The organism is Micromonospora sp. NPDC002575, from assembly GCF_042889525.1.
Classification (GTDB): domain Bacteria; phylum Actinomycetota; class Actinomycetes; order Mycobacteriales; family Micromonosporaceae; genus Micromonospora; species Micromonospora carbonacea.
In genome coordinates this window covers 1-24,375 of sequence record NZ_JBIARA010000030.1, presented here as the reverse complement: position 1 = coordinate 24,375, position 24,375 = coordinate 1, and the positions used below count along the sequence as shown (strand labels likewise).

At 74.8% G+C, this 24,375-nt stretch carries 23 protein-coding genes and 1 pseudogene; 11 read left to right on the top strand and 13 right to left on the bottom strand.

Annotation, left to right across the window (positions count from 1 at the left end; all coding sequences use genetic code 11):
* Positions 1–15: 15 nt before the first annotated feature.
* The 3 genes from rocD to ACFYWL_RS29215 all read right to left on the bottom strand — a co-directional run bounded on the left by rocD (position 16) and on the right by ACFYWL_RS29215 (position 3,097).
* Positions 16–1,230: an ornithine--oxo-acid transaminase gene (gene rocD / locus ACFYWL_RS29225; RefSeq protein ID WP_386979428.1), complete on the bottom strand. Its 1,215-nt coding sequence runs from the start codon at positions 1,228–1,230 to the stop codon at positions 16–18.
* Entirely contained in the window at positions 1,230–2,045 is an 816-nt protein-coding gene (gene ddaH / locus ACFYWL_RS29220; RefSeq protein WP_386979332.1) for a dimethylargininase, read from the bottom strand. The genes rocD and ddaH overlap by 1 nt, the downstream gene beginning before the upstream one ends.
* Positions 2,046–2,443: 398 nt before the next feature.
* A complete protein-coding gene (locus ACFYWL_RS29215; RefSeq protein WP_386979330.1) occupies positions 2,444–3,097 on the bottom strand; it encodes an NAD(P)-dependent oxidoreductase in 654 nt (217 codons plus the stop codon).
* A gap of 96 nt (positions 3,098–3,193) precedes the next feature.
* On the opposite strand from ACFYWL_RS29215, the gene ACFYWL_RS29210 reads away from it, so the two are divergent.
* The gene (locus ACFYWL_RS29210; protein ID WP_386979327.1) at positions 3,194–3,562 is read left to right on the top strand and encodes a winged helix-turn-helix transcriptional regulator; all 369 of its coding nucleotides are present in this window, start codon (positions 3,194–3,196) and stop codon (positions 3,560–3,562) included.
* A 269-nt stretch (positions 3,563–3,831) separates the two neighbouring features.
* Here ACFYWL_RS29210 and ACFYWL_RS29205 read toward each other — a convergent pair whose 3' ends face one another.
* Entirely contained in the window at positions 3,832–4,695 is an 864-nt protein-coding gene (locus ACFYWL_RS29205) for a thrombospondin (protein WP_386979324.1), read from the bottom strand.
* A 169-nt stretch (positions 4,696–4,864) separates the two neighbouring features.
* Between ACFYWL_RS29205 and ACFYWL_RS29200 the strand changes: the two genes are divergently transcribed.
* Positions 4,865–5,719 (top strand): Fpg/Nei family DNA glycosylase, encoded by an 855-nt coding sequence (locus ACFYWL_RS29200; RefSeq protein WP_386979321.1) that lies wholly within the window; start codon positions 4,865–4,867, stop codon positions 5,717–5,719.
* A 37-nt stretch (positions 5,720–5,756) separates the two neighbouring features.
* Here ACFYWL_RS29200 and ACFYWL_RS29195 read toward each other — a convergent pair whose 3' ends face one another.
* The 4 genes from ACFYWL_RS29195 to ACFYWL_RS29180 form a co-directional block, all read right to left on the bottom strand.
* Positions 5,757–6,662 carry an aminoglycoside phosphotransferase family protein gene (locus tag ACFYWL_RS29195; protein ID WP_386979318.1) on the bottom strand — a complete coding sequence of 302 codons (906 nt, stop codon included), beginning with the start codon at positions 6,660–6,662 and terminating at the stop codon, positions 5,757–5,759.
* A gap of 41 nt (positions 6,663–6,703) precedes the next feature.
* The gene (locus tag ACFYWL_RS29190; protein WP_386979315.1) at positions 6,704–8,125 is read right to left on the bottom strand and encodes a WGR domain-containing protein; all 1,422 of its coding nucleotides are present in this window, start codon (positions 8,123–8,125) and stop codon (positions 6,704–6,706) included.
* A 212-nt stretch (positions 8,126–8,337) separates the two neighbouring features.
* Positions 8,338–9,729, bottom strand: a complete 1,392-nt coding sequence (locus tag ACFYWL_RS29185; protein ID WP_386979312.1) for an FAD-dependent oxidoreductase — start codon at positions 9,727–9,729, stop codon at positions 8,338–8,340.
* A gap of 72 nt (positions 9,730–9,801) precedes the next feature.
* Entirely contained in the window at positions 9,802–10,950 is a 1,149-nt protein-coding gene (locus tag ACFYWL_RS29180; RefSeq protein ID WP_386979309.1) for a glutamate--cysteine ligase, read from the bottom strand.
* A gap of 199 nt (positions 10,951–11,149) precedes the next feature.
* Here ACFYWL_RS29180 and ACFYWL_RS29175 point away from each other — a divergent pair, with 199 nt between their 5' ends.
* The 4 genes from ACFYWL_RS29175 (at position 11,150) to ACFYWL_RS29160 (ending at position 15,575) form a co-directional block, all read left to right on the top strand.
* Entirely contained in the window at positions 11,150–11,449 is a 300-nt protein-coding gene (locus ACFYWL_RS29175) for a DUF6412 domain-containing protein (protein WP_386979306.1), read from the top strand.
* 213 nt (positions 11,450–11,662) lie between these two features.
* Entirely contained in the window at positions 11,663–12,496 is an 834-nt protein-coding gene (locus tag ACFYWL_RS29170) for a YidC/Oxa1 family membrane protein insertase (protein ID WP_386979303.1), read from the top strand.
* 62 nt (positions 12,497–12,558) lie between these two features.
* Positions 12,559–13,974 carry a chitinase gene (locus ACFYWL_RS29165; RefSeq protein ID WP_386979300.1) on the top strand — a complete coding sequence of 472 codons (1,416 nt, stop codon included), beginning with the start codon at positions 12,559–12,561 and terminating at the stop codon, positions 13,972–13,974.
* Between the two features lie 47 nt (positions 13,975–14,021).
* Positions 14,022–15,575 (top strand): cellulose binding domain-containing protein, encoded by a 1,554-nt coding sequence (locus ACFYWL_RS29160; RefSeq protein WP_386979297.1) that lies wholly within the window; start codon positions 14,022–14,024, stop codon positions 15,573–15,575.
* Positions 15,576–15,608: 33 nt separating this feature from the next.
* On the opposite strand, the gene ACFYWL_RS29155 is transcribed toward ACFYWL_RS29160, so the two are convergent.
* Together ACFYWL_RS29155 and ACFYWL_RS29150 are read right to left on the bottom strand one after the other, a co-directional pair.
* On the bottom strand, positions 15,609–16,280 hold the full coding sequence (locus tag ACFYWL_RS29155; RefSeq protein ID WP_386979294.1) for a DedA family protein: 672 nt from the start codon (positions 16,278–16,280) through the stop codon (positions 15,609–15,611).
* Positions 16,281–16,403: 123 nt separating this feature from the next.
* Entirely contained in the window at positions 16,404–17,009 is a 606-nt protein-coding gene (locus ACFYWL_RS29150) for a DUF1349 domain-containing protein (protein ID WP_386979291.1), read from the bottom strand.
* Between the two features lie 78 nt (positions 17,010–17,087).
* On the opposite strand from ACFYWL_RS29150, the gene ACFYWL_RS29145 reads away from it, so the two are divergent.
* Complete coding sequence (locus tag ACFYWL_RS29145; RefSeq protein ID WP_386979288.1) at positions 17,088–18,740, top strand: alpha-amylase family protein; 1,653 nt, start codon at positions 17,088–17,090, stop codon at positions 18,738–18,740.
* A 56-nt stretch (positions 18,741–18,796) separates the two neighbouring features.
* Complete coding sequence (gene fabG / locus ACFYWL_RS29140) at positions 18,797–19,555, top strand: 3-oxoacyl-ACP reductase FabG (protein ID WP_386979285.1); 759 nt, start codon at positions 18,797–18,799, stop codon at positions 19,553–19,555.
* Here fabG and ACFYWL_RS29135 read toward each other — a convergent pair.
* Positions 19,528–20,048 (bottom strand): annotated as a pseudogene (locus ACFYWL_RS29135) (hypothetical protein). The gene fabG and the pseudogene ACFYWL_RS29135 sit on opposite strands and share 28 nt — an antisense overlap.
* Positions 20,041–20,433 (bottom strand): hypothetical protein, encoded by a 393-nt coding sequence (locus ACFYWL_RS29130; RefSeq protein ID WP_386979425.1) that lies wholly within the window; start codon positions 20,431–20,433, stop codon positions 20,041–20,043. The pseudogene ACFYWL_RS29135 and the gene ACFYWL_RS29130 overlap by 8 nt, the downstream one beginning before the upstream one ends.
* A 225-nt stretch (positions 20,434–20,658) precedes the next feature.
* Here ACFYWL_RS29130 and ACFYWL_RS29125 point away from each other — a divergent pair, with 225 nt between their 5' ends.
* Together ACFYWL_RS29125 and erm are read left to right on the top strand one after the other, a co-directional pair.
* Positions 20,659–21,564: a Gfo/Idh/MocA family protein gene (locus ACFYWL_RS29125; protein ID WP_386979422.1), complete on the top strand. Its 906-nt coding sequence runs from the start codon at positions 20,659–20,661 to the stop codon at positions 21,562–21,564.
* A gap of 329 nt (positions 21,565–21,893) precedes the next feature.
* Positions 21,894–22,685, top strand: a complete 792-nt coding sequence (gene erm, locus ACFYWL_RS29120; RefSeq protein WP_386979282.1) for an ErmE/ErmH/ErmO/ErmR family 23S rRNA (adenine(2058)-N(6))-methyltransferase — start codon at positions 21,894–21,896, stop codon at positions 22,683–22,685.
* Positions 22,686–22,688: 3 nt separating this feature from the next.
* Here erm and ACFYWL_RS29115 read toward each other — a convergent pair whose 3' ends face one another.
* Positions 22,689–23,945, bottom strand: coding sequence for an erythromycin esterase family protein (locus tag ACFYWL_RS29115; RefSeq protein WP_386979279.1), 1,257 nt, complete (start codon positions 23,943–23,945; stop codon positions 22,689–22,691).
* Between the two features lie 102 nt (positions 23,946–24,047).
* On the opposite strand from ACFYWL_RS29115, the gene ACFYWL_RS29110 reads away from it, so the two are divergent.
* Positions 24,048–24,239: a DUF2795 domain-containing protein gene (locus ACFYWL_RS29110; RefSeq protein ID WP_386979276.1), complete on the top strand. Its 192-nt coding sequence runs from the start codon at positions 24,048–24,050 to the stop codon at positions 24,237–24,239.
* The last annotated feature ends 136 nt before the right edge of the window (positions 24,240–24,375 follow it).

The window sequence follows — 24,375 nt, the reverse complement described above, 5'->3', positions numbered from 1 at the left end:
CGCGGCGTCGCACGGTCAGTCGGCCAGCACGGCGGCGAGCTGGGCGACCGCGTGGTCGATCTCCTCGGCGGTGATGACCAGCGGCGGGGCGAGCCGGATCGTGGAGCCGTGGGTGTCCTTGGCCAGCACGCCGCGGGCCATCAGCCGTTCGCACGCCTGCCGGCCGGTCATCAGCGCCGGGTCGATGTCGAGGCCGGCCCAGAGCCCCCGGCCCCGCACGGCGACGAGGCCCCGGCCGACCAGGGCGCGCAGGCCGGCGTGCAGCCGCTCGCCCAGCTCCGCCGAGCGGCGCTGGAACTCGCCGGTGGCCAGCAGCCGGACGACCTGGGTGGCCACCGCGCAGGCCAGCGGGTTGCCGCCGAACGTCGAGCCGTGCTGGCCGGGCTGGAGCACCCCGAGCACGTCGGCGTTCGCGGCGACCGCGGAGACGGGCACGATGCCGCCGCCCAGCGCCTTGCCGAGCAGGTACATGTCGGGCACGACGTCCTCGTGGTCGCAGGCGAACGTCGCCCCGGTGCGGCCCAGGCCGGACTGGATCTCGTCGGCGAGGAACAGCACGTTCCGCTCGGTGCAGACCCGCCGTACGCCGGGCAGGTAGCCGGCCGGCGGCACGACGACGCCCTGCTCACCCTGGATCGGCTCCAGCAGCACCGCCACGGTGTTGTCGTCGATCGCCGCCTCCAGCGCCGCCAGGTCGCCGTAGGGGACCACGGTGAAGCCCGGCGTGTACGGCCCGAAGTCGGCGCGCGCGTCCTCGTCCGTGGAGAAGCTCACGATCGTGGTCGTGCGCCCGTGGAAGTTGCCCTCGGCCACCACGATGTTCGCCCGCCCGGCCGGCACGCCCTTGACCCGGTAGCCCCACTTGCGGGCCACCTTGATCCCGGTCTCGACGGCCTCCGCGCCGGTGTTCATCGGCAGGACCAGGTCCTTGCCGCACAGCTCGGCCAGCTCCCGGCAGAAGTCGGCGAACTGGTCGTGGACGAACGCCCGGCTGGTGAGGGTCAGCCGGTCGAGCTGGGCGTGCGCGGCGGCGATCAGCCGGGGGTGCCGGTGGCCGAAGTTGAGCGCCGAGTATCCGGCGAGGCAGTCCAGGTAGCGCCGCCCGTCGACGTCGGTGAGCCAGGCGCCCTCGGCGGAGCTGATCACCACCGGCAGCGGGTGGTAGTTGTGCGCGGTGTGGCGCTCGGCGTCCCGGACCGCACCCGGCGTCCGCAGCATGTCTTCCACGATCACTTGCTCGCCTTTCCCTGACGGAGTCGCAACGTGCAGCACTTCGGTCCGCCGCCGGCCTTGCGCAGCTCGGACAGGTCGACCCCGATGGTCTCGTAGCCCCGGTCGCGCAGCCGCGCGGCCAGGTCGATGGCCTGCTCCGGCAGCACCACGTGCCGGCCGTCGCTGACGGCGTTGAGCCCGAGCACCTCCGCGTCGGCGGCGGTGGCGTGGACGGCGTCCGGGAAGAGGCGGCGCAGCGCGGCCCGGCTGCCGGGCGAGAACGCCTCCGGCAGGTACGCCACGGTGCGCTCGTCCAGGACGGTGAGCGCGGTGTCCAGGTGGTAGAAGCGGGGATCGACCAGTTGCAGGGTGATCACCGGGTAGCCGAAGACCTCCTGGAGTTGCGCGTGCGAGGCGTGCGCCGTGCGGAACCCGGTGCCGGCGAGCAGCACGTCCCCGGCGAGCAGGACGTCGCCCTCGCCCTCGTTGACGTGCTTCGGGTCGTGCAGCTCGAAGCCGGCGGCGGCGAACCAGGCCCGGTAGGCGGGGGCCTCGTCGGCGCGCTGCGGGTCGCGGAACTGCACGGACATCGCCTTGCCGTCGATCACGGTGCCGCCGTTGGCGGCGAAGACCATGTCGGGCAGGCCGGGCACGGGCACGATCTCCTCGACGGTGTGGCCCAGTTCGCGGTAGACCTGCCGCAGTCGCTCCCACTGCCGCACGGCCAGCTCGGCGTCGACCCCGGCGGTGGGGTCCATCCAGGGGTTGATCGCGTAGTCGACGGCGAAGTACGTCGGCCGGCACATCAGAAAGCGCTGGCTGGTGGCGTCCATCGGCACTGTCCTGCTCCCACGGGTCGGGCGCGCCCGGCCACCTCGGCCCACGGGCTGGCGCCGTTGCCCAACGGTATGCGGGCACAGCGACGACATCCACCGCCGGAAGTTGCGTCACCCGACGATTCGTTGCGTCTCGAACGCGGAGGGCGGCGATGCGTTGCGCCTGCGCTTGTATCGCACCGCCACCCGCCCCCGCCTCGTCTTCACCCCGCCCGCGCCCCCGCCCCCCGCCCCCCGGCCCGCGCCCGCCCCGTCCCGCCCCGCCGCCAGCCTCCCCGGGCCGGGGAAGCGGTGCGAGCGCGCCCGAACTTGGACACTTCGCGTTCGCTCCCGACAACAGCTGTCCAAGATCTCCGGCGGAGCGGGTGGGGTGGGGTGGGGTGGGGTGGGTGAGGTTAGGTGGCGTCGGGCGTCGTCCCCTCCACGCCCAGGTGCACCCGGTGGTGGCGGGGCGCCTCGATCTCGTCGAGCAGGGCGAGGGCGAGGTCCGGGTAGGTGATCCGGCTGCCGGCGTCCGCCGCGGCGAAGCGGTAGCCCCCGGCGGACGGGCCGGTGTGGTCGAAGTCCCCCGCCGGGCTGAGCACCAGCCAGTCCGGCGCGCCCTCGGCCAGGCGCAGCGTCTCGTTGCCGGCGCCGTGCCCCAGGCAGAACGACCGGTACTCCTGCGGATAGCCGGGGGTGTCCAGCAGCAGGGCCCCGGTCGCGGCCGGCAGGACGGCGGCCAGCCCGACGACCACCAGCCGGCCCACCCCGGCCCGCCCCAGCCCGGCGGCGAGGGCGCGGGCGGCGGCGGGAAAGAAGACGTCGGCCGGTACGCCCAGGTCGGCGGCGGCGTGCACCGCCGCGTCGTGTCCGGCCGCCAGCTCGGCGACCCGCCCCGCGTCGGTGACGTCACCGGCGGCGACCCGGACGCCCCGCTCGGCCGCCAGGGCGGGGTGGCGGGCCGGATCCCGTACCACGGCGGTCACCTCGTGGCCGCGCGCCCGCGCCTCGGCCACCACGGCCCGGCCGGCCCGGCCACCGGCCCCGAAGACGACGATCCCGCTCATCGACGTACCCCCTCGCTCCGTCGCCCCGTCGGCGACCTCGCAGGGACGCTAGCCGGGGGGCCGGTTACCGCCCGGATACCGATTACGGTGAGTGCCATGGCGATGCCGCTCGACCCGGAGATGTTCGATCCGCTCTGTCCGTCGGACCTGTCGCCGTTCCGGTTCGGCGACAAGTGGGGCGGCATGGTGATCCGCTGCCTGGAGGGCGGCCCCCGGCGCTTCTCCGAGCTGCGGGTGCCGCTGCGCGGGGTCAGCGCCAAGGCCCTCACCGCCTCGCTGCGCCGGCTGGAGGCCAGCGGCCTGGTGCGCCGCACGGAGCAGCCCGGCCCGCCGCGCCGGGTCGAGTACGCCCTCACCGCGCTCGGCCGCAGCATGCTCGGCCCGATCGAGGCCGTCTGCGCGTGGAACCGCGAGCACTGGGACGAGCTTCTCGACGCCCGGGAGGGCGTCGCCCGCGCGGACTGAGGGCAGCGCCCGCCTGGACTGAGGGCAGCGCCCGCCCCGCAGGCGTCACCCGGACATGCTTCGGGGGCGGCGAATCGCCGCCCCCGAAAAGGGTGTGCCCGGCCGGTGAACCACCGGACCCGTCGGGCTGCCGGCGAGTTCGCCGGGTCACACAGTCCCGGTGCACCACCGGGTCCCACAGTCCCGGCGCACCGCCGGGGTCGAGCAGTCCCGGCGAACCGCCGGGTCGATCGGTGCCGGCGCACCGCCGGCGGGGTCCAACGTGCCCGTCAGAGGCGATCGACAAACTGTGAGTCGAGCCACTCGCGCAGCCGCTGCACCCAGTCGCCGTCGGTGGTGGGCCAGCCGAACTGCCCGGTCATCGCCAGCACCCCGAGCACCACGGCGGCCACGCCGAAGGCCATGCCCAGCAGCGCGTCGGTCTTGCCCGCGATGTGCCGGCGGCGGGTGGCGAGCAGGCCGAACACCGACAGCACCGCGCCCAGCGCGCCGACCGCGATGCCGTACCCGGCGAGGGCGCCGGTCAGCACGGCGGCCAGCCCGGCGACGCCGACGACCAGGCCGAGGGTGGCGAGCAGGCTGGCCCGCGGCTTCGGCCCGGCCACCACCGGCACCGGCTCCCGCCGGGCCTCGCCCTCGGCATCGGCCCGGTCGGCCGGCAGGGGCCGTCCGGAGGCACGGTTCCGCTCGGCCGGCAGGGGTCGCTCGGCGGTGCGGTCCGTCGCCTGCCCGGCCGTGGGGGCCGTCGGCAGGGACCGGGTGGTGTCCGGTTCCCGGTCGGCGGTCCACTCCGGGGCCGGGGAGTCGACAGTGGGCGCGGCGGCGGTCGGGCGGCGCAGCTCGCCGTCCGGAGTGCGCGCGGTGGCCGCGCGGGCGGTGGCGGCCCGGGCCAGGGCTGCCCGCTCGGCGGCCCGTCGCTCCACGTCGGAGGCCCGCTCGCCGTCGGTGGCGGTCGCGCTGCTGCGGTACGTCGCCTGCTCCTCGCCCCGGTCGGTCACCACCGGCTGCCCGTCGGGCCGGCCGTCGGTGCCGGGCGCGACAACTCCGTCGCGCTCGTCGACCCGGCCGTCGCCGTTGCTGTCGTACGTCGTCGCCGGCTCGTTCCGGCGGGACAACAGCGAAGGAATCTTCACCCTCTTCACCTCCTGATGAACGCGTGGAGACCTCGGGAGCGCCGGTGGCAGCCACGCGGTAACGCCACCGAGGTACCCAGCCGCCGATCCGGCGACACCCGGTTCACCCGATCGGAGGCCGCGTGTGCCACGGGTCGCTCGGCCCCGCCGTTGTCTATGCTTGGCGGCCGTGCCAGAGGGACACACCATCCACCGCCTCGCCGCCCGGCACGCCGAGCTGTTCGCCGGCGCCGAGCTGCGGGCCAGCAGCCCGCAGGGCCGCTTCGCCGACGGCGCGGCCCTGCTCTCCGGCACCGTCCTGGAGGGCACCGAGGCGTACGGCAAGCACCTGCTCCACCACCACGCGAACGGGCTGACCCTGCACGTGCACCTCGGCCTGTACGGCAAGTTCGCCGACGGGGCGGGCGCGCCCCCGCCGCCCGTCGGTCAGGTGCGGCTGCGGCTGACCACCGACGGACCCCGTGCACGCGGCGGACCGGCGGCGTCGGACACCGCGCACTGGCTGGACCTGCGCGGCCCGAACGCCTGCGAGCTGCTCACCCCGCCCGAGGTGGCGGCTCTGCGCGACCGCCTCGGCCCCGACCCGCTGCGCGCCGACGCAGACCCGGCCCGCGCGTACGCCCGGATCTCCCGCAGCCCGACCCCGCTCGCGGCGCTGCTGCTCGACCAGTCGGTGGTGGCCGGCACCGGCCTGATCTTCGTCACGGAGGCGCTGTTCCGGGCCGGCCTGTCGCCGCTGCTGCCCGGCCGGGAGCTGAACCCGGCGCGGTGGCGGGAACTGTGGGCGGACCTGGTGCACCTAATGACCCGGGCCGTCGAGGCGGGCCGGATCGACACCGTGCGGGACGCCCACCTGCCGGAGGCCACCGGCCGCCCGCCCCGGGTGGACCGGCACGGCGGCGAGGTCTACGTCTACCGCCGCCCCGGCCAGCCCTGCCACGTCTGCGGCGACACGGTGTGCCGGGGCGAGCTGGCCGGCCGGAACCTCTACTGGTGTCCCACCTGCCAGCCCGGTCGGCCCTGACCCGCCGGCTGCTCGACTCGTCCGAGCAGCCGGCGGGTCACGTGAGGTCGAGCAGCCAGCGGACGGTGTCGGCCTGGCCGGCGAACACCATGTCGTCGGTCATGCTCCAGGCCAGCGTGTGCCCGATCGCCCAGCCCAGCACCCGCTCGCGGTCCAGGCCCAGCTCGTCGGTGAGCCGGTCCAGCCGCCGCCGCACCGCCGCCGGGGAGTGGCCCAGCTCCTGCCCGCGGACGATCGCCACCACGCCGAACTCGCGCTCCCCGGCCAGCGGCTTCGGGTCGATCACCAGCCATGGCTGGCGGGTGGCCCGCAGGATGTTGCCGGCGTGCAGGTCCTGGTTGACCAGCACCTGCTCGCCCTGCGTGTCGACCAGCTCGGCGAGCCGGCCGAGCGCGGCGTCGAGCAGCCGGCGCTCGAACGGCCGGCCGAGCCGCGCCCACCGCACCGGCAGCCGCTCCGCCCAGCCCGCGGCCTCCTCGGCCAGCGGGGTGAACGGCGCGCCGACGGGCCGCCACAGCCGGGGCAGCAGCCCGGCGACGACGTCCAGCGCCTCGTCCAGCGCCACCTCCGGCGTGCCGTCCCGACCGAGGGCGTGCAACTGCGTGCCCGGGTCGCAGCGCTCCACCAGCAGCGCCCGCCGGCCCGGGTCGTGGGCCAGCAGGCGGGCCGCCCCGTCGCCCGCCCAGCACGCCAGGGCCGTGGCCTCGTGCACGCTGTCGGCGTCGGGCACCTGGAGCTTGAGCACCGCCCGGGTGCCGTCGGGCAGCTCGACCGGCCGCGCCAGGGAGGCGAACGCGTACGGGAAGGGCGGGCCGGTGAGCCGCAGCGCCCACTGCTCGACGCACTCCGCCAGCCGGCCCGGCAGCGCCGCCAGCCAGGCCCGGCCGGCGGGCGTCCGCCGCACCCAGCCCAGCCGCTCGGGGATCTCCAGCTCCGTCTCCATCGGACCATCCTGCCGGGTCACCGTCGTGCGCCGGGGTCCGCTCAGCGCAGCCGGCGGATGTCGCCGTACGCCCGGTAGAAGCCGCCCCGGCCCGCCTCGCGGACCTCGGTGACCAGGTAGCGCGCGCCGGGCTCACGGATGCCCTTGGGGAACTGCACCGACCAGTCCCGCCGGTAGCCGTCGGAGAGCACGTGGACGCGCAGCCGGCCGCCGTCGTCGACGCACTGCACCACCACGCCGCCCCGGTCGTCGGTGGCCACCTCCACGGTGGTCCACGCCGCCGGCTCCGGCTGCCGGGCGGGGGCCTTGACGTCCACCACCTCCGGCACGGTGCCCGCCTCGGCGGCCCGGATCGCCGGCTCGCTGGCGTCGACGCAGGCCAGGTAGCCGCTGGTGGTGACCACGTAGAGCCGGTCGTCGTGGAACTGCATCGAGTAGGCCGAGCCGCAGCCGGTGCCGAGCTTCCACAGCCGGTTGCCCGCCGCGTCGAAGCAGTAGATCGAGGACTGGTTGTCGCCGGCGAAGACGTACCGGCCGTCCTCGGCGGTGGCGCACGAGAAGACCGGGGCGTCGCAGCGGTACGTCTGCTCGGCGCGCCCGTCCTTGCGCAGCCGCACCACCTCGCGGGTGCCGGTGCCGGCGAACACGGCGTCGCGCTCCTGCCAGCCGAACAGCACCGACCCGGTGCGGGTGTGCCACAGCTCCCGCCCGGTGCGCCAGTCGTAGCCGGTGACCCCCTGCGAGTGGCCGTGGTAGAGCGCGTCGGCGTCGCAGCGCACCATCCACGCCGCCCGGCCGCGCCCCGGCCGCCGCCACAGGAACTCGTCCTCGTGGTCGATCGCGGCGATGCCGCCGTCGGCGTCGGAGACGCCCAGCACCCCGTCGTGGATGTCCAGCCAGTAGATGTCGATGTCGGGGGCGATCGCGTACGCCACCCGGGGCACCTTGCCGGACAGGTCGTAGACGTTGCCGTCGTCGCAGCCCGCGTAGAGCCAGGCGTCGTCGGCGACGATGCACTTCACCCCGTCGGGCAGGCGGACCTGGCCCAGCACCCGGGCCTCGTGGTCGAGGGTGGTGATCACCCCGTGCTCGTTGCCGACCATGCAGTGCTGCCCGTCGATGAAGATGCCGAACGCGGGCGCGCCCGAGGCGTACCGCCACAGCACCGGGGCGGTGCGGGCCGTCGAGCGGGTGCTGACGATCTGCCGCCGCGACACAGGCCGCTTCTGGCGGACGCCGGGCACCGCCGGGGCGTACCCCTTGCGGACCTTCTCGCCGATCTTCTTCGCGGCGGCGGCGCGGGCGCGCGCGTTGTCCGGGTAGGTCGTGGTCTTCACCTGGCCCTGGTCGCCGATCCGGCCGTAGCGCAGCGTCAGCGCGGTGTCGTCGACCACCACCTCGTAGAACTTGTGCGCCGCGCCGTCCACTTCGGACAGTTCGAGGTAGGTCGTCTCCTGCGACATGGCGTTGCCTTTCGAGGGGGAGTGGGCGCCGGACCCGGCACCGCGACTGCGCCCACACGCTAACCGCGCCCCCCGACACAAAGCGCCACCGTCGCGCAGCGACAAACCCGCCACCGTCGCGCAGCGACAAACCCGCCACCGCCGCGCAGCGACAAACCCGCCACCGTCGCGCCCAGCGGTGTTAGGAGGGGGCCCTTCCTATACAGAAAGCGTTAACAAGGGGCCCTTCCTTGCGCATGGTGTAGGGCGTCGACCGCCTTGCGGGCCGCGATCAGCACCGGGTCCCACACCGGCGCGTACGGCGGGGCGTAGCCGAGGTCGAGCGCGGTCATCTCGTCCACCGTCATCTCGTTCCACAGCGCCACGGCCAGCGTGTCGATCCGCTTCGCCGCCTCCGACCAGCCAACGATCTGCGCCCCGAGCAGCCGACCGCTGGACCGCTCGGCGATCAGCTTCACCGTCATCGTCCGCGCCCCCGGGTAGTAGCCGGCCCGGTTCGTCGACTCGGCCCGCACCGACACGAACTCGAAGCCGCTGGCCGTGGCCTCGCGCTCGCGCAGGCCGGTGCGCCCCACCTCCAGGTCGCAGACCTTCGTCACGGCCGTGCCGATGACCCCCGGGAACGTCGCGTACCCGCCGCCGAGGTTGATCCCCGCGACCCGGCCCTGCTTGTTGGCGTGGGTGCCCAGCGGCACGTGCACGGGCAGCCCGCTGACCCGGTGCAGGGTCTCCACGCAGTCGCCCGCCGCCCACACCCCGGGCGCCCCGGGCACCCGCATCCGCCGGTCCACCCGGATTCCCCCAGAGACGCCGATGGGCAGGCCGGCGGCCTCGGCGAGGGCGGTGTCGGGGCGTACGCCCAGGCCCAGGACCACGACGTCGGCCGGCAGCGGCCCGTCGGTGGTGACCACCGCGGACACCCGCCCGGCACGCTCGTCGAGCCCGGTCACCTCGACTCCGGTGCGGATGTCGATGCCGACGCCGCGCATCGCGTCGGCCACCAGCGCGGCCATGTCCGGGTCGACGGTCGACATCGGCTGGTCGGCCCGCTCGACGAGGGTCACCGACAGCCCGCGCTGGATCAGCGCCTCGGCCATCTCCACCCCGATGTAGCCGCCGCCCACGACCACCGCGCGGCGGGGCGAGGGCTCGGCGTCCAGCCACGCGCGCAGCGCCGAGGCGTCGTCGAGGGTCTGCACGCCGAACACGCCGCGCACCTCGGGGCCGGCCCAGTCGGGCCGCTTCGGCACCGCCCCGGTGGCGTATACCAGCTCGTCGAAGCGCTCGCGGACCTCGCCGCCGCCGTCGAGGTCGCGGGCGACGACCTCCCGGCGGGCCAGGTCGATCGCGGTGACCTCGTGCCGCAGCCGGACGTCGATGTCGAAGTCGGCGCGGAACGTCGCCGGGTCGCGGGCGACCAGCTGGTCCCGCTCCGGGACCACGCCGCTGATCCAGTACGGGATGCCGCACGCCGAGTACGACGTGGAGTGGCCCCGCTCGAACGCCACGATCTCCAGGTCGGCCCGGTCGCGGCGGCGGCGCGCCTGGGACGCCGCCGCCATGCCGGCGGCGTCCCCGCCGACGACGATCAGCCGTTGCGCCACGACGACCATCCTGACACGCCCCGCCCGCCCCCGGGCCCGACCTGGCCGGGCGCGGGCGCCCGGCCGTCGTGCTCAGCCACGGGTCTGCCGGGCCACGTCCCGCACCACGTCGACCAGGCTCCCGGTGCGCGCGAAGACGGCCCGCTGCCGCGCCGCCCCGGTGCCGTGCCGGCGCAGCCCGCCCAGCAGGTCGGTCACCTCGGCCAGGTCGCCGTGCCGCTCCAGCGCGGGGGCGAGCCGCTCGACGAGGGCGTCCAGCAGCTCCCACGCGGGGCGCAGCTCGCCGTCGGTCAGGTCGACGCCCTGACCCTCCAGGCCGTCGTGGGCGGCCCGCCAGTGCGCGGCCACCAGCAGATGGTGGTCGGTGCGGATGGGCGGGCGGCCCTCGGCGATGTCGGTCATCGCGGTCGCCACCAGGGCCCGGACCAGGGCGGCGACCAGCACCGCGTCGTCCACCGACGGGCAGACGTCGCCGATGCGCAGCTCCACCGTCGGGTACTTCGCCGACAGCCGGGCATACCAGTAGAGCATCCCCTCGTCGAGCATCACCCCGCTGGCGATGAGCTGCCGGATCAGCCGCTCGTAGTGCTCGTGCGACTCCAGGTACGGCGTCGGCGCCACCGACGGCCAGCGTTCCCACTCCACCGAGCGCCAGCTCGCGTAGCCGGTGTCCTCCCCGGCGGAGAACGGGGAGTTCGCGGTGGCCGCGTGCAGGATCGGCAGCCAGGGCCGGACGTGGTTGAGCACCCGCACCCCGGTCTCCGCGTCCGGCACCCCGACGTGCACGTGCATGCCGTTGTTGCCCGGCCCCGGCACCAGCAGCCGGAACCGCTCGATCATCCGGTCGAAGCGGGGCTTGTCGACCACCGGCGGGACGGGACCGGCGACCGGGCCCGTGCCGATCGCCAGCACCCGTACGCCGGCCCGCTCGGCGGCGTCGGCCAGTGCCCGGCGCAGCACCCCGAGGGAGTGCCGGATCGACGACAGCTCCAGCCCCGGCGGGCTGCCGATCTCGATCTGGCTGGTCTGGAACTCCCGCTCCACCTGCCCGCGCAGTTCCGCCGGCACCTGCTCCATGACCAGGTCGACGGCCGGCACGGCGGTGCCGGTGTGCGGGTCGACGAGCAGGAACTCCTCCTCCACACCGACGGTGAGCAGGTCGGTGCCGCCCTGGGCGGCGTCCCGCTCCCGCTCGACCACTGACCCGCTCATCGCCCTCACCGTCCGTCCCGTGCGGGTCGCGGCACCGTGCCGCGACGTCGACGGCGCATTACCCACCGTGTCGGCGCGGGGAAACGCCCCGGTGCAAGGAAGGGCCCCTTGTTAACGCTTTAGGTAGAGAAGGGAACCCCTCTCACCGGAGGTGTTAAGAAGGGGCCCTTCCTTCGTCGGGTGGACGGCGCCGCCTACCCTGGCCGGCGTGACGGGGCTGCTGCTGGCGGTGACGGGGGCGTGGGCGTACGCGCTCACCCACCTGGCCCTGCTCGCGGACCGCCCCGCCGAGCTGCTCGCCGGGGCGGCCGTCGCCGCCGCCGTGCTGCTCACCGTGCTGCTCGCGGTGCGTCCCTCGGCGGCGGCCGGCCCGCGGAGGCGGGGCACCGGCCGGGGCGAGGGCCTGCGCGAACGCGCCCGCCGCCGGGGCGTGCCCCGGCAGGTCGACCCGGACGCCGACGGCCGTCCCCGCCCCCGCGCGCCGGGCCTGGTCCCCTCGGCCGGGTAGCGCTCCCCGGACGGCGTCCGCCCCCGCCCGCCCGCCGGGCGGACCAGGGCGGCAGCCCGTCGTCCCCTGTCGCCGCCCGGCCGGTTCCGCCGTGGTCCCTCCCGCCGCGCCCGTCCCCGGGTCCGCAGCCGGGACCACGAGACGTCGTCCGTCCCGCCGCGCCCGTTCCCGGGCCGGCCGGACACCACCGGAAACCGGACCGAGGGGTCACCCATGCTCGCCTTCGCACCGCTGCACACCGCCGTCGGCGTCGCCGCCGACACCGTCACCTGGCTCGCCGGCACGCTGCAACCGCTGGCCGGCGGGGCCGCCACGGCCGCCGCCATCGTCGTGTTCACGATCGCCGTCCGCCTGCTGGTCTCACCGCTCACCCTGGCCCAGGTGCGCGGGGAGCGCCGCCGTGCGGCCCTCGCCCCGCAGGTCCGCGACCTGCAACGCCGGTACGCCGACGACCCCGCCCGGCTACAGAGCGAGCTGTTCGGGCTGTACCGCTCGGCCGGGGCGAGCCCCGTCGCGGGTTGCCTGCCGGCGCTGCTCCAGGCCCCGTTCTTCCTGGTGATGTACCGGCTGGTCAGCACCGGCGAAGGCAGCACGGGCGGCGGCGGGACCGGCGAGGGTGGCACCGGCACCGGGCTGTTGGCCGAGCGGCTGGCCGGGGTGCCGCTGGGCTGGCACCTCTCCGACGGGCTGGCCGGGGCGGCGGGCCCGCTGTTCGGGGCGCTGCTGGCGGCGCTGCTGGCGCTGGCCTGGTGGTCGTCCCGGCGGGCCCGTCGCGCGGCGGCGGCTGGTGCCGCCATGGCCGGCGGCCCCGGTTCCGGCGCGACCGGCGGCGGCACCCGGGTCGGCGCGGCGGCCGACGGGGCGGTGCCGGCCGTCCTCGGCCGGGTGGTGCCGCTGCTGCCGTACCTGACCGTGGTGGTGGCGCTGGTGGTGCCGCTGGCGGCGGTGCTCTACCTGGTGACCACGACGGCGTGGACGGCCCTCGAACAGGCGGTGTTGCGCCGCCCGCAGGTCTGGACCGGTCAGCCTCTGGACAGGAACAGTTAACAGTCCTAATAATAAGCGCCAACGTTGACGGATGTGAATGCCGTCCGGGCGTGGAGGGCTGCATGAGGCGTACCCGATCCCTGATTCTCGCGCTGGTGACCGCGCTGGCGGCGACCGTCGGGGCGGCCTGGGTGGCCCTGCCGGCGTTCGCCGCCGGGGCCACCGCGACCTTCGTCAAGACCGCCGACTGGGGCACCGGCTGGGAGGGCAAGTACACGATCACCAACGGCGGGGCCAGCACCATCTCCGGCTGGGCGGTCACCTTCGACCTGCCGGCCGGCACCACCCTCGGCAGCTACTGGGACGCCCTGCTGACGTCCTCCGGCCAGCGGCACACCTTCACCAACCGGTCCTGGAACGGCACCCTCGCCCCGGGGGCGAGCACCTCGTTCGGCTTCCTCGCCACCGGCTCCGGCAGCCCGGCCAACTGCCAGCTCAACGGCGCGCCCTGCGGCGGCGGGCCCACCCCGACCCCGACCCGCACCACGCCGCCGGCCACCACCGCGCCCCCGACGACCCCGCCGGCCACCACCCCGCCGGCCACGACGCCCCCACCCACGACCGCCCCGCCCACCGGTGACCTGCCCAAGCACCTGCTCACCGGCTACTGGCACAACTTCGACAACCCGGCCGTCGAGCTGCGGCTGCGCGACGTCCCCGCCGAGTACGACCTCGTCGCGGTCGCCTTCGCCGAGGCCACCGCCACCCCCGGCGCGGTCACCTTCGCCGTCGACCCCGGCCTGTCCGCCGCCCTCGGCGGCTACTCCGACGCCGAGTTCACCGCCGACGTGCAGGCGCTGCGCTCGCGCGGCAAGAGGGTGATCCTCTCCGTCGGCGGCGAGACCGGCCGGGTCGCCGTGAACGACGCCGCCTCGGCCACCGCGTTCGCCGACAGCACGTACGCGCTGCTGCGGCGGTACGGCTTCGACGGCGTCGACATCGACCTGGAGAACGGGCTCAACCCGACGTACATGGCGCAGGCCCTGCGGGCCCTGCGGGCCAAGGCCGGCCCGTCCCTGATCATCGCCATGGCGCCGCAGACCATCGACATGCAGTCGCCGGCCGCCGGCTACTTCAAGCTGGCCCTCGACATCCGGGACATCCTCACCGTCGTCAACACCCAGTTCTACAACTCGGGGGCGATGCTCGGCTGCGACCAGAACGCCGCCTACGCGCAGGGCAGCGTCAACTTCATCGTCGCGCTCGCCTGCATCCAACTGGAGGCCGGGCTGCGCCCCGACCAGGTCGGCCTCGGCCTGCCCGCCGGGCCCGGCGCGGCCGGCGGCGGCATCGTCGCCCCGAGCGTCGTCAACGCGGCCCTCGACTGCCTGGCGAGGGGCACCAACTGCGGCAGCTTCCGCCCGCCGCGCACCTACCCGGGCATCCGTGGCGCGATGACCTGGTCGATCAACTGGGACGTCAGCAACGGCAACGGCTTCGCCCGCACCGTCAAGCCGCACCTCGCCACCCTGCCCTGACCCGCCGCCCAACCCCCAACCCCCACCAGCGGTCCCAGGAGGCCACCGTGAAACTGCGCACCCCCCGCGTGGCGACGTTCGCCGCCGCGCTCGCCGCCGCCGTCGTCGCGGCCACCCTCGCCGCCCCGCCGGCCGCGTCGGCGGCCACCGCCGCGTTCGTTCGCACCGCGAGCTGGAGCAGCGGGTACGAGGCGAAGTTCACCGTCACCAACAACACCTCGGCCAGCATCGGCTCCTGGAACGTCCAGTTCGACCTGCCCTCCGGCACCACCCTCGGCTCCTTCTGGGACGCCACGATGACCACCTCCGGCCAGCACGTCACCGCCGTCAACGCGTCCTGGAACGGCGCCCTCGCCCCGGGGGCGAGCACCTCGTTCGGCTTCGTCGTCGCCGGCACCGGCGACCCGACCAACTGCACCGTCAACGGCGGCTCCTGCACCGGCGGCGGCACACCGTCCGGCCCGGCCACCCCGGGCGGGCTGCGGGTCACCGGCACCACCGCCTCGTCGGTGTCGCTGGCCTGGAACGCCGTCTCCGGCGTGACCGGCTACCGGGTGTACGAGGGCAGCGCCGTGCGGGCCACCGTCACCGGCACCTCGGCGACGGTCTCCGGGCTGGCCACCTGCTCCGCGCACAGCTACACCGTCGCGGCGTACAACTCCTCGGGCGAGTCGGCGAAGTCGGCGGCCGTGTCCGCCACCACCTCCGGCTGCACGGGCGGGAACGGCCCGATGGCCGCCGCGCCCTACCTCTACCCGGGCTGGGGCGACCCGCCGGCCCCGGCGACGGTGATGGGCGCGACCGGCGTCAAGTGGTTCACCATCGCGTTCGTCCTCTCCGGCGGCGGCTGCACCCCGGCCTGGGACGGCAGCGGCCCGCTGACCGGCGGCGCGCACGCCGCCACCATCGCCGCGATCCGGGCGGCCGGCGGCGACGTCATCCCGTCCTTCGGCGGCTGGAGCGGCAACAAGCTGGGCCCGAACTGCTCCTCGGCCAGCGCGCTCGCCGGGGCCTACCAGCAGGTCATCAACGCGTACGGGCTCAAGGCCATCGACATCGACATCGAGAACAGCGACGAGTTCGAGAACGAGGCGGTGCAGGACCGCATCCTCGGCGCGCTGAAGATCGTCAAGCAGAACAACCCGGGGATCAAGACGATCGTCACGTTCGGCACCTCGACCACCGGCCCGTCGTACTACGGCACCCGGCTGATCAACCAGGCCGCCGCGCTCGGGGCGAACATCGACACGTTCACGATCATGCCGTTCGACTTCGGCGGCGGCGCGAACATGTACCAGAACACCGTCAACGCGTCCGAGGGGCTGAAGACCGCGCTGAAGAACGCGTTCGGCTGGTCCGACGCCACCGCGTACGCGCACATGGGCATCTCCGGCATGAACGGCCTGTCCGACCAGCAGGAGCTGACCTCCCCGGCCACCTGGACGCAGATCCGCGACTGGGCGAAGGCCCGGGGCCTGTCCCGGTTCACCTTCTGGTCGGTCAACCGCGACCGGCCGTGCCCCGGCGGGGGAGTGGTCGCCAACTGCTCCGGCATCGCCCAGAACACCTGGGAGTTCACGAACATCACCGCCCGGTACTGAGCGACGGGACGGGAGCCCAGAAACCGCGCGTGGTCAGCGGCCGGCGGTCACCGACTGCCGGTCGCGCCGCGCGCGGCGGCGGCGCACCTTCTTCGCCGCCCAGCTCACGACCATCACCCCGAAGACGGCGAAGATCGCGTAGTTGAACCAGCTGCTGTAGCGGTCCACCTCTTCCCAGCGCGACCCGAGCGCGAAGCCGGCCCCCACGATCAGCGCGTTCCACACGCCGCTGCCCAGCGTGGTCAGCAGCACGAACTCGCCCAGCGGCATCCGGTCCGCCCCGGCCGGGACCGACACCAGGCTGCGTACCACCGGCACCACCCGGCCGATCAGCACCGCCCACCGGCCGTGCCGTTCGAACCAGCGGTCGGCCTTCTCCAGGTCGTCGCGGTCGACCAGCGGGATGTGGTCCAGCCACCGCTTCAGCCGCTCCTCGCCCAGCGCCGCGCCGAGCCAGTAGAGCACCAGCGCCCCGAGCAGCGAGCCGACCGTCGCGGCGACGACGATCAGCACCACGTTGAACTGACCCTGCGAGGCGAGGTAGCCGGCCATGGCCAGCACGATCTCGCTGGGGATCGGCGGGATGATGCTCTCCAGGGCCACCAGCAGGGCCACCCCGACCGCGCCGAGCGCCTCGATGACGCCGGCCACCCACCCGGTCAGCCCGGTGAACTGCGACGGTTCGACGTCCTGGGCGAGGGCCATGGGTGTCCTTCCGTGGAGCCGCGGGGAGCGAACCCGGGTGGGGTGGGGCCGCCGGGGGATCGGAAGGTCTTACCCAGTCCGCGGGCGATCACACCCGTCGGTGGCCGGGCCCACCCGACGGGCTCAGTGCAGGGAGGCGTCCGCCGGGCCCCGCCGCCAGCCGGTGAACGTCACGGCCAGCCCGCCCCGCGTCGGCGAGCAGCAGAACGGGCCGGCGGTCGCCTCGGCGTCCGGCGCGAGCGGGGCCACCCGGACCAGCCGCCACGGCTCGTCGCCCACGCGGGCCCGGACGGTCAGCGCGTCGCCGGCCCGGCTCACCCGCACGCTCACCGCCCGCCCCGACCACTGCGGCACCGGGGCCACCGACCAGTCGGAGACGTCCCGGGTGACCACCGCGCCGACCTGCGGCTCGCCGTCGCTGACCTCCACCCCGGCCTTGACCCAGGTGCGTTCGTCCACCCGGACCAGCACGCCCGCCTGGTCGAACTGCTCGGTGAAGTCGAGCCGGAAGTCGACCTCCACGGCGCTGCTGGCGGGCAGCGGGGCGAGCAGGGCCGGGCCGTCGTCGTGCACGAAGCCGTAGCTGGTGTGCCGCCAGAAGTCGCTGCCCTCGCCCGGCTCCACGACCAGCCCGCCGTCCGGCGTCGGCTCGGCCCGCACCGGCCGGTGCAGCCACTTGCCCTGCGCCCAGTCGACGTCCCGCAACCCCGTACCCGATCCGCTGCTCATGCCGGAAACGCTACCGCCCGCCCGACGCGGGGGGCGTTCGCGTTTGCCGCCGCGCCGAATCGGAGAAGGTACGCCGGCATGGGTGACAGGTGGTACTCCGAGGCCGTCGTCTACTGCCTCGACATCGACACGTACGCGGACTCCGACGGCGACGGGGTCGGCGACATCCGGGGCCTCATCGGCCGGCTGGACTACCTGGCCCGGCTCGGGGTGACCTGCCTGTGGCTGCACCCGATCCACCCGTCGCCCAACCGGGACGACGGCTACGACGTCACCGACTTCTACAACGTGGACCCGCGCTTCGGCACCCTCGGCGACTTCGCGGAGCTGCTGCACCAGGCGCAGAACCGGGGCATCCGCGTCATCATCGACCTGGTGGTCAACCACACCTCCGACCAGCACCCGTGGTTCGTCTCCGCCCGGTCCTCGCCCGACTCGCCCTACCGCGACTGGTACGTCTGGGCCGACCACGAGCCCGCCGACCGGCACCAGGGCATGGTCTTCCCGGGCGAGCAGAACGAGACGTGGACGTACGACCGGACGGCGAAGGCGTGGTACTACCACCGGTTCTACAGGTACCAACCCGACCTCAACTTCGCGAACCCGCAGGTGCGCGCCGAGGTCAAGAAGATCGTCTCGTTCTGGCTCCAGCTCGGCGTCTCCGGGTTCCGGATGGACGCCGTGCCGTTCATCATCGAGCTGACCGAGCCCGGCAACCCCGACTCCCCGAAGGACTTCGAGTTCCTCACCGAGCTGCGCCAGCACGTCCAGTGGCGGCGCGGCGACGCCGTCCTGCTCGCCGAGGCCAACGTGGAGCCCGACGAGCTGCCCACCTTCTTCGGCGACGGCAGCGGCTCCGGCAACCGCATCCACATGCTGTTCGACTTCATGCTCAACGGCCGGCTCATGCTCGCCCTGGCCCGGCGGGACCCGGAGCCGGTCATCGAGGCGCTTCGCGACACCCCGACGCTGCCCACCGGCGGCCAGTGGGCCACCTTCCTGCGCAACCACGACGAGATCGACCTGTCCCGGCTCACCGCCGCGCAGCGCGAGAAGGTGTACGCCGAGTTCGGCCCCGAGGAGCACATGCGCATCTACGACCGGGGCATCCGCCGCCGGCTCGCCCCGATGCTCGGCAACGACCGCCGCCGCGTCGAGCTGGCGTACGCGCTCCAGTTCTCGCTGCGCGGCACGCCGGTGCTGCGCTACGGCGAGGAGATCGGCATGGGCGAGGACCTGTCGCTGCCGGGGCGGGAGGCGATCCGTACCCCGATGCAGTGGTCGTTCAAGCCGAACGCCGGCTTCTCCACGGCCGAGGAGGAGAAGCTGGTCCGCCCGGTGATCGACTCGGGCGACTACTCGTACGAAAAGGTCAACGTGACCGCCCAGCGCGGCGACCCGCGCTCGCTGCTGTCCTGGTTCGAGCGGATGATCCGGACGCTGCGCGAGGCTCCGGAGATCGGCTCAGGGTCGACCACCCACATCGACGTGCCGATGCCGGCCGGCGTGCTGGCGCACCGGGCCGACGGCCCGACCGGGACGATGGTCTTCCTGCACAACCTCGGCACCGACGACGTGGAGGTCGACCTGGGCATGCTCGCCGCCGAGGCGGACCTGCCGCTGGACGTGCTCGCCGACCGCCAGTACGGCGAGGTGGGCAAGCTCGACTCGCTGAAGCTCGCCGGCTACGGCTACCGCTGGATCCGGCTCTGCCGCGGCGACAGGTTCTGACCTCCCGCCGGTGGGTTAGGCTCCCCGGGTCGGGCGTAGGTTACCGGGAGGTAGGCATGTCGGAGGAGCAGCGGGTCGCCATCGTGACCGGGGCCGCGCGGGGGATCGGGGCGGCCACCGCCCGCCGGCTGGCCGCCGACGGACTGGCCGTCGCCGTGGTCGACATCGACGAGGCGGCCACCGCCGACACCGTCGACGCCATCGTGGCCGCCGGCGGCCGGGCGCTCGGCGTCGGCGCGGACGTCGCCGACCGCCCGCAGGTCACCGCCGCCGTCGAGCGGGTCGCCGCCGAGCTGGGCGCGCCCACCGTGCTGGTCAACAACGCCGGCGTGCTCCGCGACAACCTGCTGTTCAAGATGACCGACGCCGACTGGGACACCGTCATGGGCGTGCACCTGCGCGGCGCGTTCCTGTTCAGCCAGGCCGCCCAGCAGCACATGGTGGAGCGGCGCTGGGGCCGGATCGTCAACCTCTCCAGCACCTCCGCGCTGGGCAACCGGGGCCAGGCCAACTACGCGGCGGCGAAGGCGGGCCTGCAGGGCTTCACCAAGACCCTCGCCATCGAGCTGGGACCGTTCGGGGTGACGGTCAACGCGGTCGCGCCCGGGTTCATCGTCACCGACATGACCGCCGCCACCGCCGCCCGGATGAAGGTGGACTTCGAGGCGCTCCAGAAGCACGCCGAGTCGGAGATCCCGGTGCGCCGCGTCGGCCGCCCCGAGGACGTCGCGCACACGATCTCGTTCCTGGTCAGCGAGGGCGCGTCCTTCGTCTCCGGCCAGGTCGTCTACGTCGCGGGCGGCCCGAAGGACTGAGGTGCAAGGAAGGGCCCCTTGTTAACGCTTTCTGCATAGCAGGGCACCCTTCTCACCCCGCCGGCGCGAGCGGGTGGGAGCGTCAGGGGGTGCGGGTGCGCCAGAGCCAGAGCAGGCCGAGCACCGGCAGCACCAGCGGGACGTAGCCGTAGCCGCTGCCGAACCCGGACCAGACCGTCTCGTCGGGGAACAGCGCCGGGTCGGCGAGGCTGAGTAGGCCCACGCCGACCACCCCGACCAGCTCCACCGAGCAGCAGGCCAGCGCGACCCGCCGGCCGGCGTGACCGGCGCGGGCCAGCCCCACGGCGGCCACGATGTAGACCAGCGCGGCCAGCGCCGACAGCAGGTACGCCACCGGGGCCTCGGCGAACCTCGTGGCGATCTGCAACCCGGCCCGGGAGGTCGCCGCGATGGCGAACAACAGGTACACGGCGATCAGCAGCCGCCCCGGCCCGGTGTTGGTGGCCGGCCGGGACGCCTCGGTCTCAACCACCGACGACCTCCCAGGTCTGCTGGAGCCGGACCACCACGACCGGCGTGACCAGGCAGATCGCGCAGACGATCGCCGAGCCCCACCGGGTCGGCTCCATCCGCGCCAGCACCCAGGCCAGCGGCGGCAGGCAGACCAGCGTCACCAGGTAGCCGAAGAACGCGCCCGGCTCGCCCGGCCGCTCGCCGCCGCCGAGGGCGACCAGCGCCACCACGGCCAGCGCGAGCAGCGCCAGCTCCAGCGCGGCCAGGCCGGCGACCTGCACCCGGTCCGGCGGCCGGTTGCGCACCGCCGCCACCAGCGCCCACCCGGCGAGTACGAGCGACAGCACGATCGTCGCCGTCGCCAGCAGCCCGTCCACCGGCGAGCCGGCCGCCGCGCTGGTCATCGACGCCAACGGCGTCGCAGTCTCGGTCACCGGGACAGCCTACTAACCGGCGTAGTACAGGCCCCGGGCCCGGTCCGTTCGCTGTCGCGCCCCGCCCCGCCCCGCGCCCGTCCGCCTTCCCGTGCCCGTTCCCGCCGCGTCGGCTGCGTCGGGTGGGGCGGGCGGGCTAGCGTGGATCACGGCTTCGGGCTCGCCGGGGTCGACGACGGACACCGGGGGTGGACCGTGCTGCGGTTCGGCTTGTTCGGCACCGGCCACTGGGCGGCCGAGACGCACGCGGCGGGCATCGGCGCGCACCCCCGCGCCGAGCTGGCCGGCGTCTGGGGCCGCAACCCCGACCGCGCCGCCGAGCTGGCCGCCCGGCACGGGGTGCCCGCGTTCACCGAGGTCGACGCGCTGCTCGACGCCTGCGACGCGGTCGCCGTGGCGCTGCCGCCGGACGTCCAGGCCGACCTCGCCGTCCGGGCCGCCTCGGCCGGCCGGCACCTGCTGCTGGACAAGCCGCTGGCGCTGACCGTGGCCGACGCCGACCGGGTGGTCGCCGCCGCCGCGCGGTCCGGCGTCGCCTCCGTGGTCTTCTTCACCAGCCGCTTCCAGCCGAACATCGCCGGCTTCCTCGCCTCGACCGCCGCCGCGGGCGGCTGGCACACCGCCAAGGCGGTCCGGTTCGGCTCGATCTTCCAGCCCGGCAGCCCGTACGGCGGCTCGCAGTGGCGTCGTGACCGGGGCGCGCTGTGGGACGTCGGCCCGCACGCCCTGTCGATCATCCTGCCGGTGCTCGGCCCGGTGACCCGGGTCGCCGCGATGGACGGCCCGCGCGGCCTGGTCCACCTGCTGCTCACCCACTCCGGCGGCGCGACGAGCACGGTCTCGTTGACCCTCGACGCCCCGCCCGAGGCCGTCGCGACCGAGTTCGCCTTCTACGGCGAAGACGGCGTCGAGCCCGTCCCGCCCGGCGACGGCAGCTCGCTGACCGCGTTCGGGGTGGCAATCGACCAGCTCTTGGAGGAGATCGACGCCGGCACCCGGGACCACCAGTGCGACGTGCGGTTCGGCCGCGACGTGGTGGCCGTCCTCGCCGCCGCCGAAACCGCCCGCGCCGAGGGCCGCACCGTCACCGTTCCCGACTGAGACCGCGCCTGGGCGGCGGCAAATCGGTCGCGTGACCGGGGTCGCCCGGCCTACTCTGCCCGCATGTTCACGCACGCCCTGATCGACGTGGCCGCTTCGCCGGCCGCGTGGGCCCCGCTGCTGGTGGCCCGCCCGCGAGTCCGGCGTCCGGCCCCGGCCGGCCGGGACGCGACCCGCGCCTGATCGCCGTTGGGCGGTGAACGCCGCCCGCGTCCCCCGCGCCGAGGGCCGTCCGAGTCCCCATCCGACCGGACAGGCCCATTCCGCCGGCTGCCCGCCGGCCGCCTGTCCGTGCCCGTCGCCGCCGGCGACAGACAGGACGACGACCCATGGCGCCCCGCCGTACCCGTGCCACCGAACGCGACCGGTCCCGTCGCGTGCTGTCCCAGAACTTCCTCGCCGACCCGGCCGCCGTCGCGCGGATCGTCGCGGCGGCCCGCCCCGGCCCCGGCGACCTGCTCGTGGAGGTGGGCGCCGGCCGGGGCCGGCTGACCCGCGCGCTGGCCGCCCGGTGCGGGCGGCTCGTCGCGTACGAGGTCGACCCGGTCGCCGCCGCGGACCTGGCCGTGACCTGCGCCGACCTGCCCGGGGTGACCCTGCGCCGGGCCGACTTCCTGGCGGCGGAATCGCCCGCCGAGCCGTTCGCCGTCGTCGGCAACATCCCCTGGTCGCTGACGGCGGCCGTGGTCCGCTGGTGCCTGGCCGCCGACCGGCTGCGCTCGGCGACCCTGCTCACCCAACTGGAGTACGCCCGCAAGCGCACTGGCCACGCCGGCCGGTGGAGCCGGCTGACGGTGCTGACCTGGCCCCGGTTCGCGTGGCGGCTCGCCGGCACCGTGCCCCGCACCGCGTTCCGCCCGGTGCCCCGCGTCGACGCCGGCATCCTGCGCCTCGACCGGCGGCCCGAGCCGCTGCTGCCGCCCGGCGAGCTGCCCGCGTACCGCCGGCTCGTGGAGGTCGGGTTCGGCGGGGTCGGCGGCGGGGTCGCGGCCTCGCTGAGCCGGCACCGCCCCCGCGCCCGGGTGGACGCGGCGCTGCGCGCGGTGCGCCTCGACCGGGACGCCCTGCCCGGCGAGGTCTGGCCGGAGCAGTGGATCACCCTGCACCGCCTGCTCCGCTGAGGGTCACACCCCCGCCGGGTACGTCTCCATCTCGCCGAACGAGGTGAGCGCCGGCAGCGGGCGCACGCCCCGGGTCTCGTCGCACCAGACGAACGCGTCGTAGCGCTCGCCCAGCCGCGTCGGCACGTAGTTGCCCCACGACTCGAAGGTCGGGTCGTACACGACGCCGACCGCCCGGTGGTCGTGCTCCTCGGTGACCCACCCGGGCTGGTCGGGGCCGCCGAAGACCAGCACCGCCCGCTCCGGCAGCAGCTCGTGCAGCCGCCGCTCCACCGAGCCGGGGCGGGCCGGCGGCACCACCATCTCCTCGGCCGGCGAGCCCCAGCGCGGCGCGGCGACGACCGTGCCCCGGTAGCTGCCGAAGCCGACCAGCACCACGGCGTCCGCGCCGTGCCGTTCCCGGGCGAGCTGGCCGATGTTGACCATCCCGTCGGCGGTCATGTCGGTGGCCCGGGCGTCGCCGACGTGCGTGTTGTGCGCCCACACGATCCCCCGCGAGCCGGGGCCGTGGAAGTCCAGCAGCCGGTCCAGCGTGTCCGCCATGTGGATGTCCCGGACGTTCCACGAGTGCGGCCCGCCGCCCATCATCGCCCGGTAGTAGCGCTCCGCGCCGGCCACCACCTCCGCGTTCTGCCAGGCCGAGAAGCGGTCCGGGCCGTCCGCGGCGGCCTGTTCCCGGGTACGCGCCAACAGCCGCACCACCTCCTCCTCGCAGCGGGCCGAGACGAACCGGCTCGCGCTTCCGTACTCCTCGATCCGCCGCCCGTACGGCTCGAAGCACCGGTACGCCTCCTGCGCGGCCTCCAGCGAGGCGGGCTCCTCCTCGCCCAGGTAGTCGAAGATCGCCTGCATGGACTCCCAGAGGCTGTAGACGTCCAGCCCGTGGAAGCCGACGCGCCGCTCCTGCGGGCGCTCCTGGTTCCAGGCGCGCAGCCAGCGGCAGAAGCGGGCCACCTCGACGTTGGACCACATCCAGGTCGGCCAGCGGGTGAAGCGCTCCAGCGCGGCCTGCGGGTCGGCGAGCCCGCCGGGGGCGGCGGTGACCGACCGGTGTACGCGCTCGCAGTCCGGCCAGTCCCCCTCGACGGCGACGAAGCGGAAGCCCTGCTCGGCGATGAGCCGCCGGGTGAGCTGCTCGCGGAGGCGGTAGTAGTCGTGGGTGCCGTGCGTCGCCTCGCCGATCATGACGATCCGGGCGTCCCGGATCCGGTCCAGCAGGGGATCGAAGTCGCTCGGCGCGCCGAGCCGCTGTACCAGCATGTCCGCGGCTACCCGGCCCCCGCCGGGACAAACCGCCCGCCACGCCCGCGCCCGGGCGGGGCGCGGGGGCATGGAGCAGGGCCGAACGGGTAGCCGGCCGACATGACCGTCAGTGGGGTGGAGTTGCAGGAGTACCTGGCCGGGCTCGACTACCCGGTCTCCCGGGAGGACCTGGTCCGCTGGGGGCAGGAGAACGGCGCCAGCACCGAGGTGTTGCGGATGTTGCACGCGCTGCCGGCGGAGGAGTTCTCCACCCCGGCGGAGCTGACCGAGGCGCTGGGCACGCTCGCCTGAGCGTGCCCGCTCAGGTGATTGCAGGGGCCCCCTGTACAACAGGGCGGTTTCTGGGGGTCCTCGCAACACCTGATGGCTTATGTGGTTGTCAGTAGATCACGTAGGCGCTCGGCTGGGTTGTCCCAGCCGAGCGTCT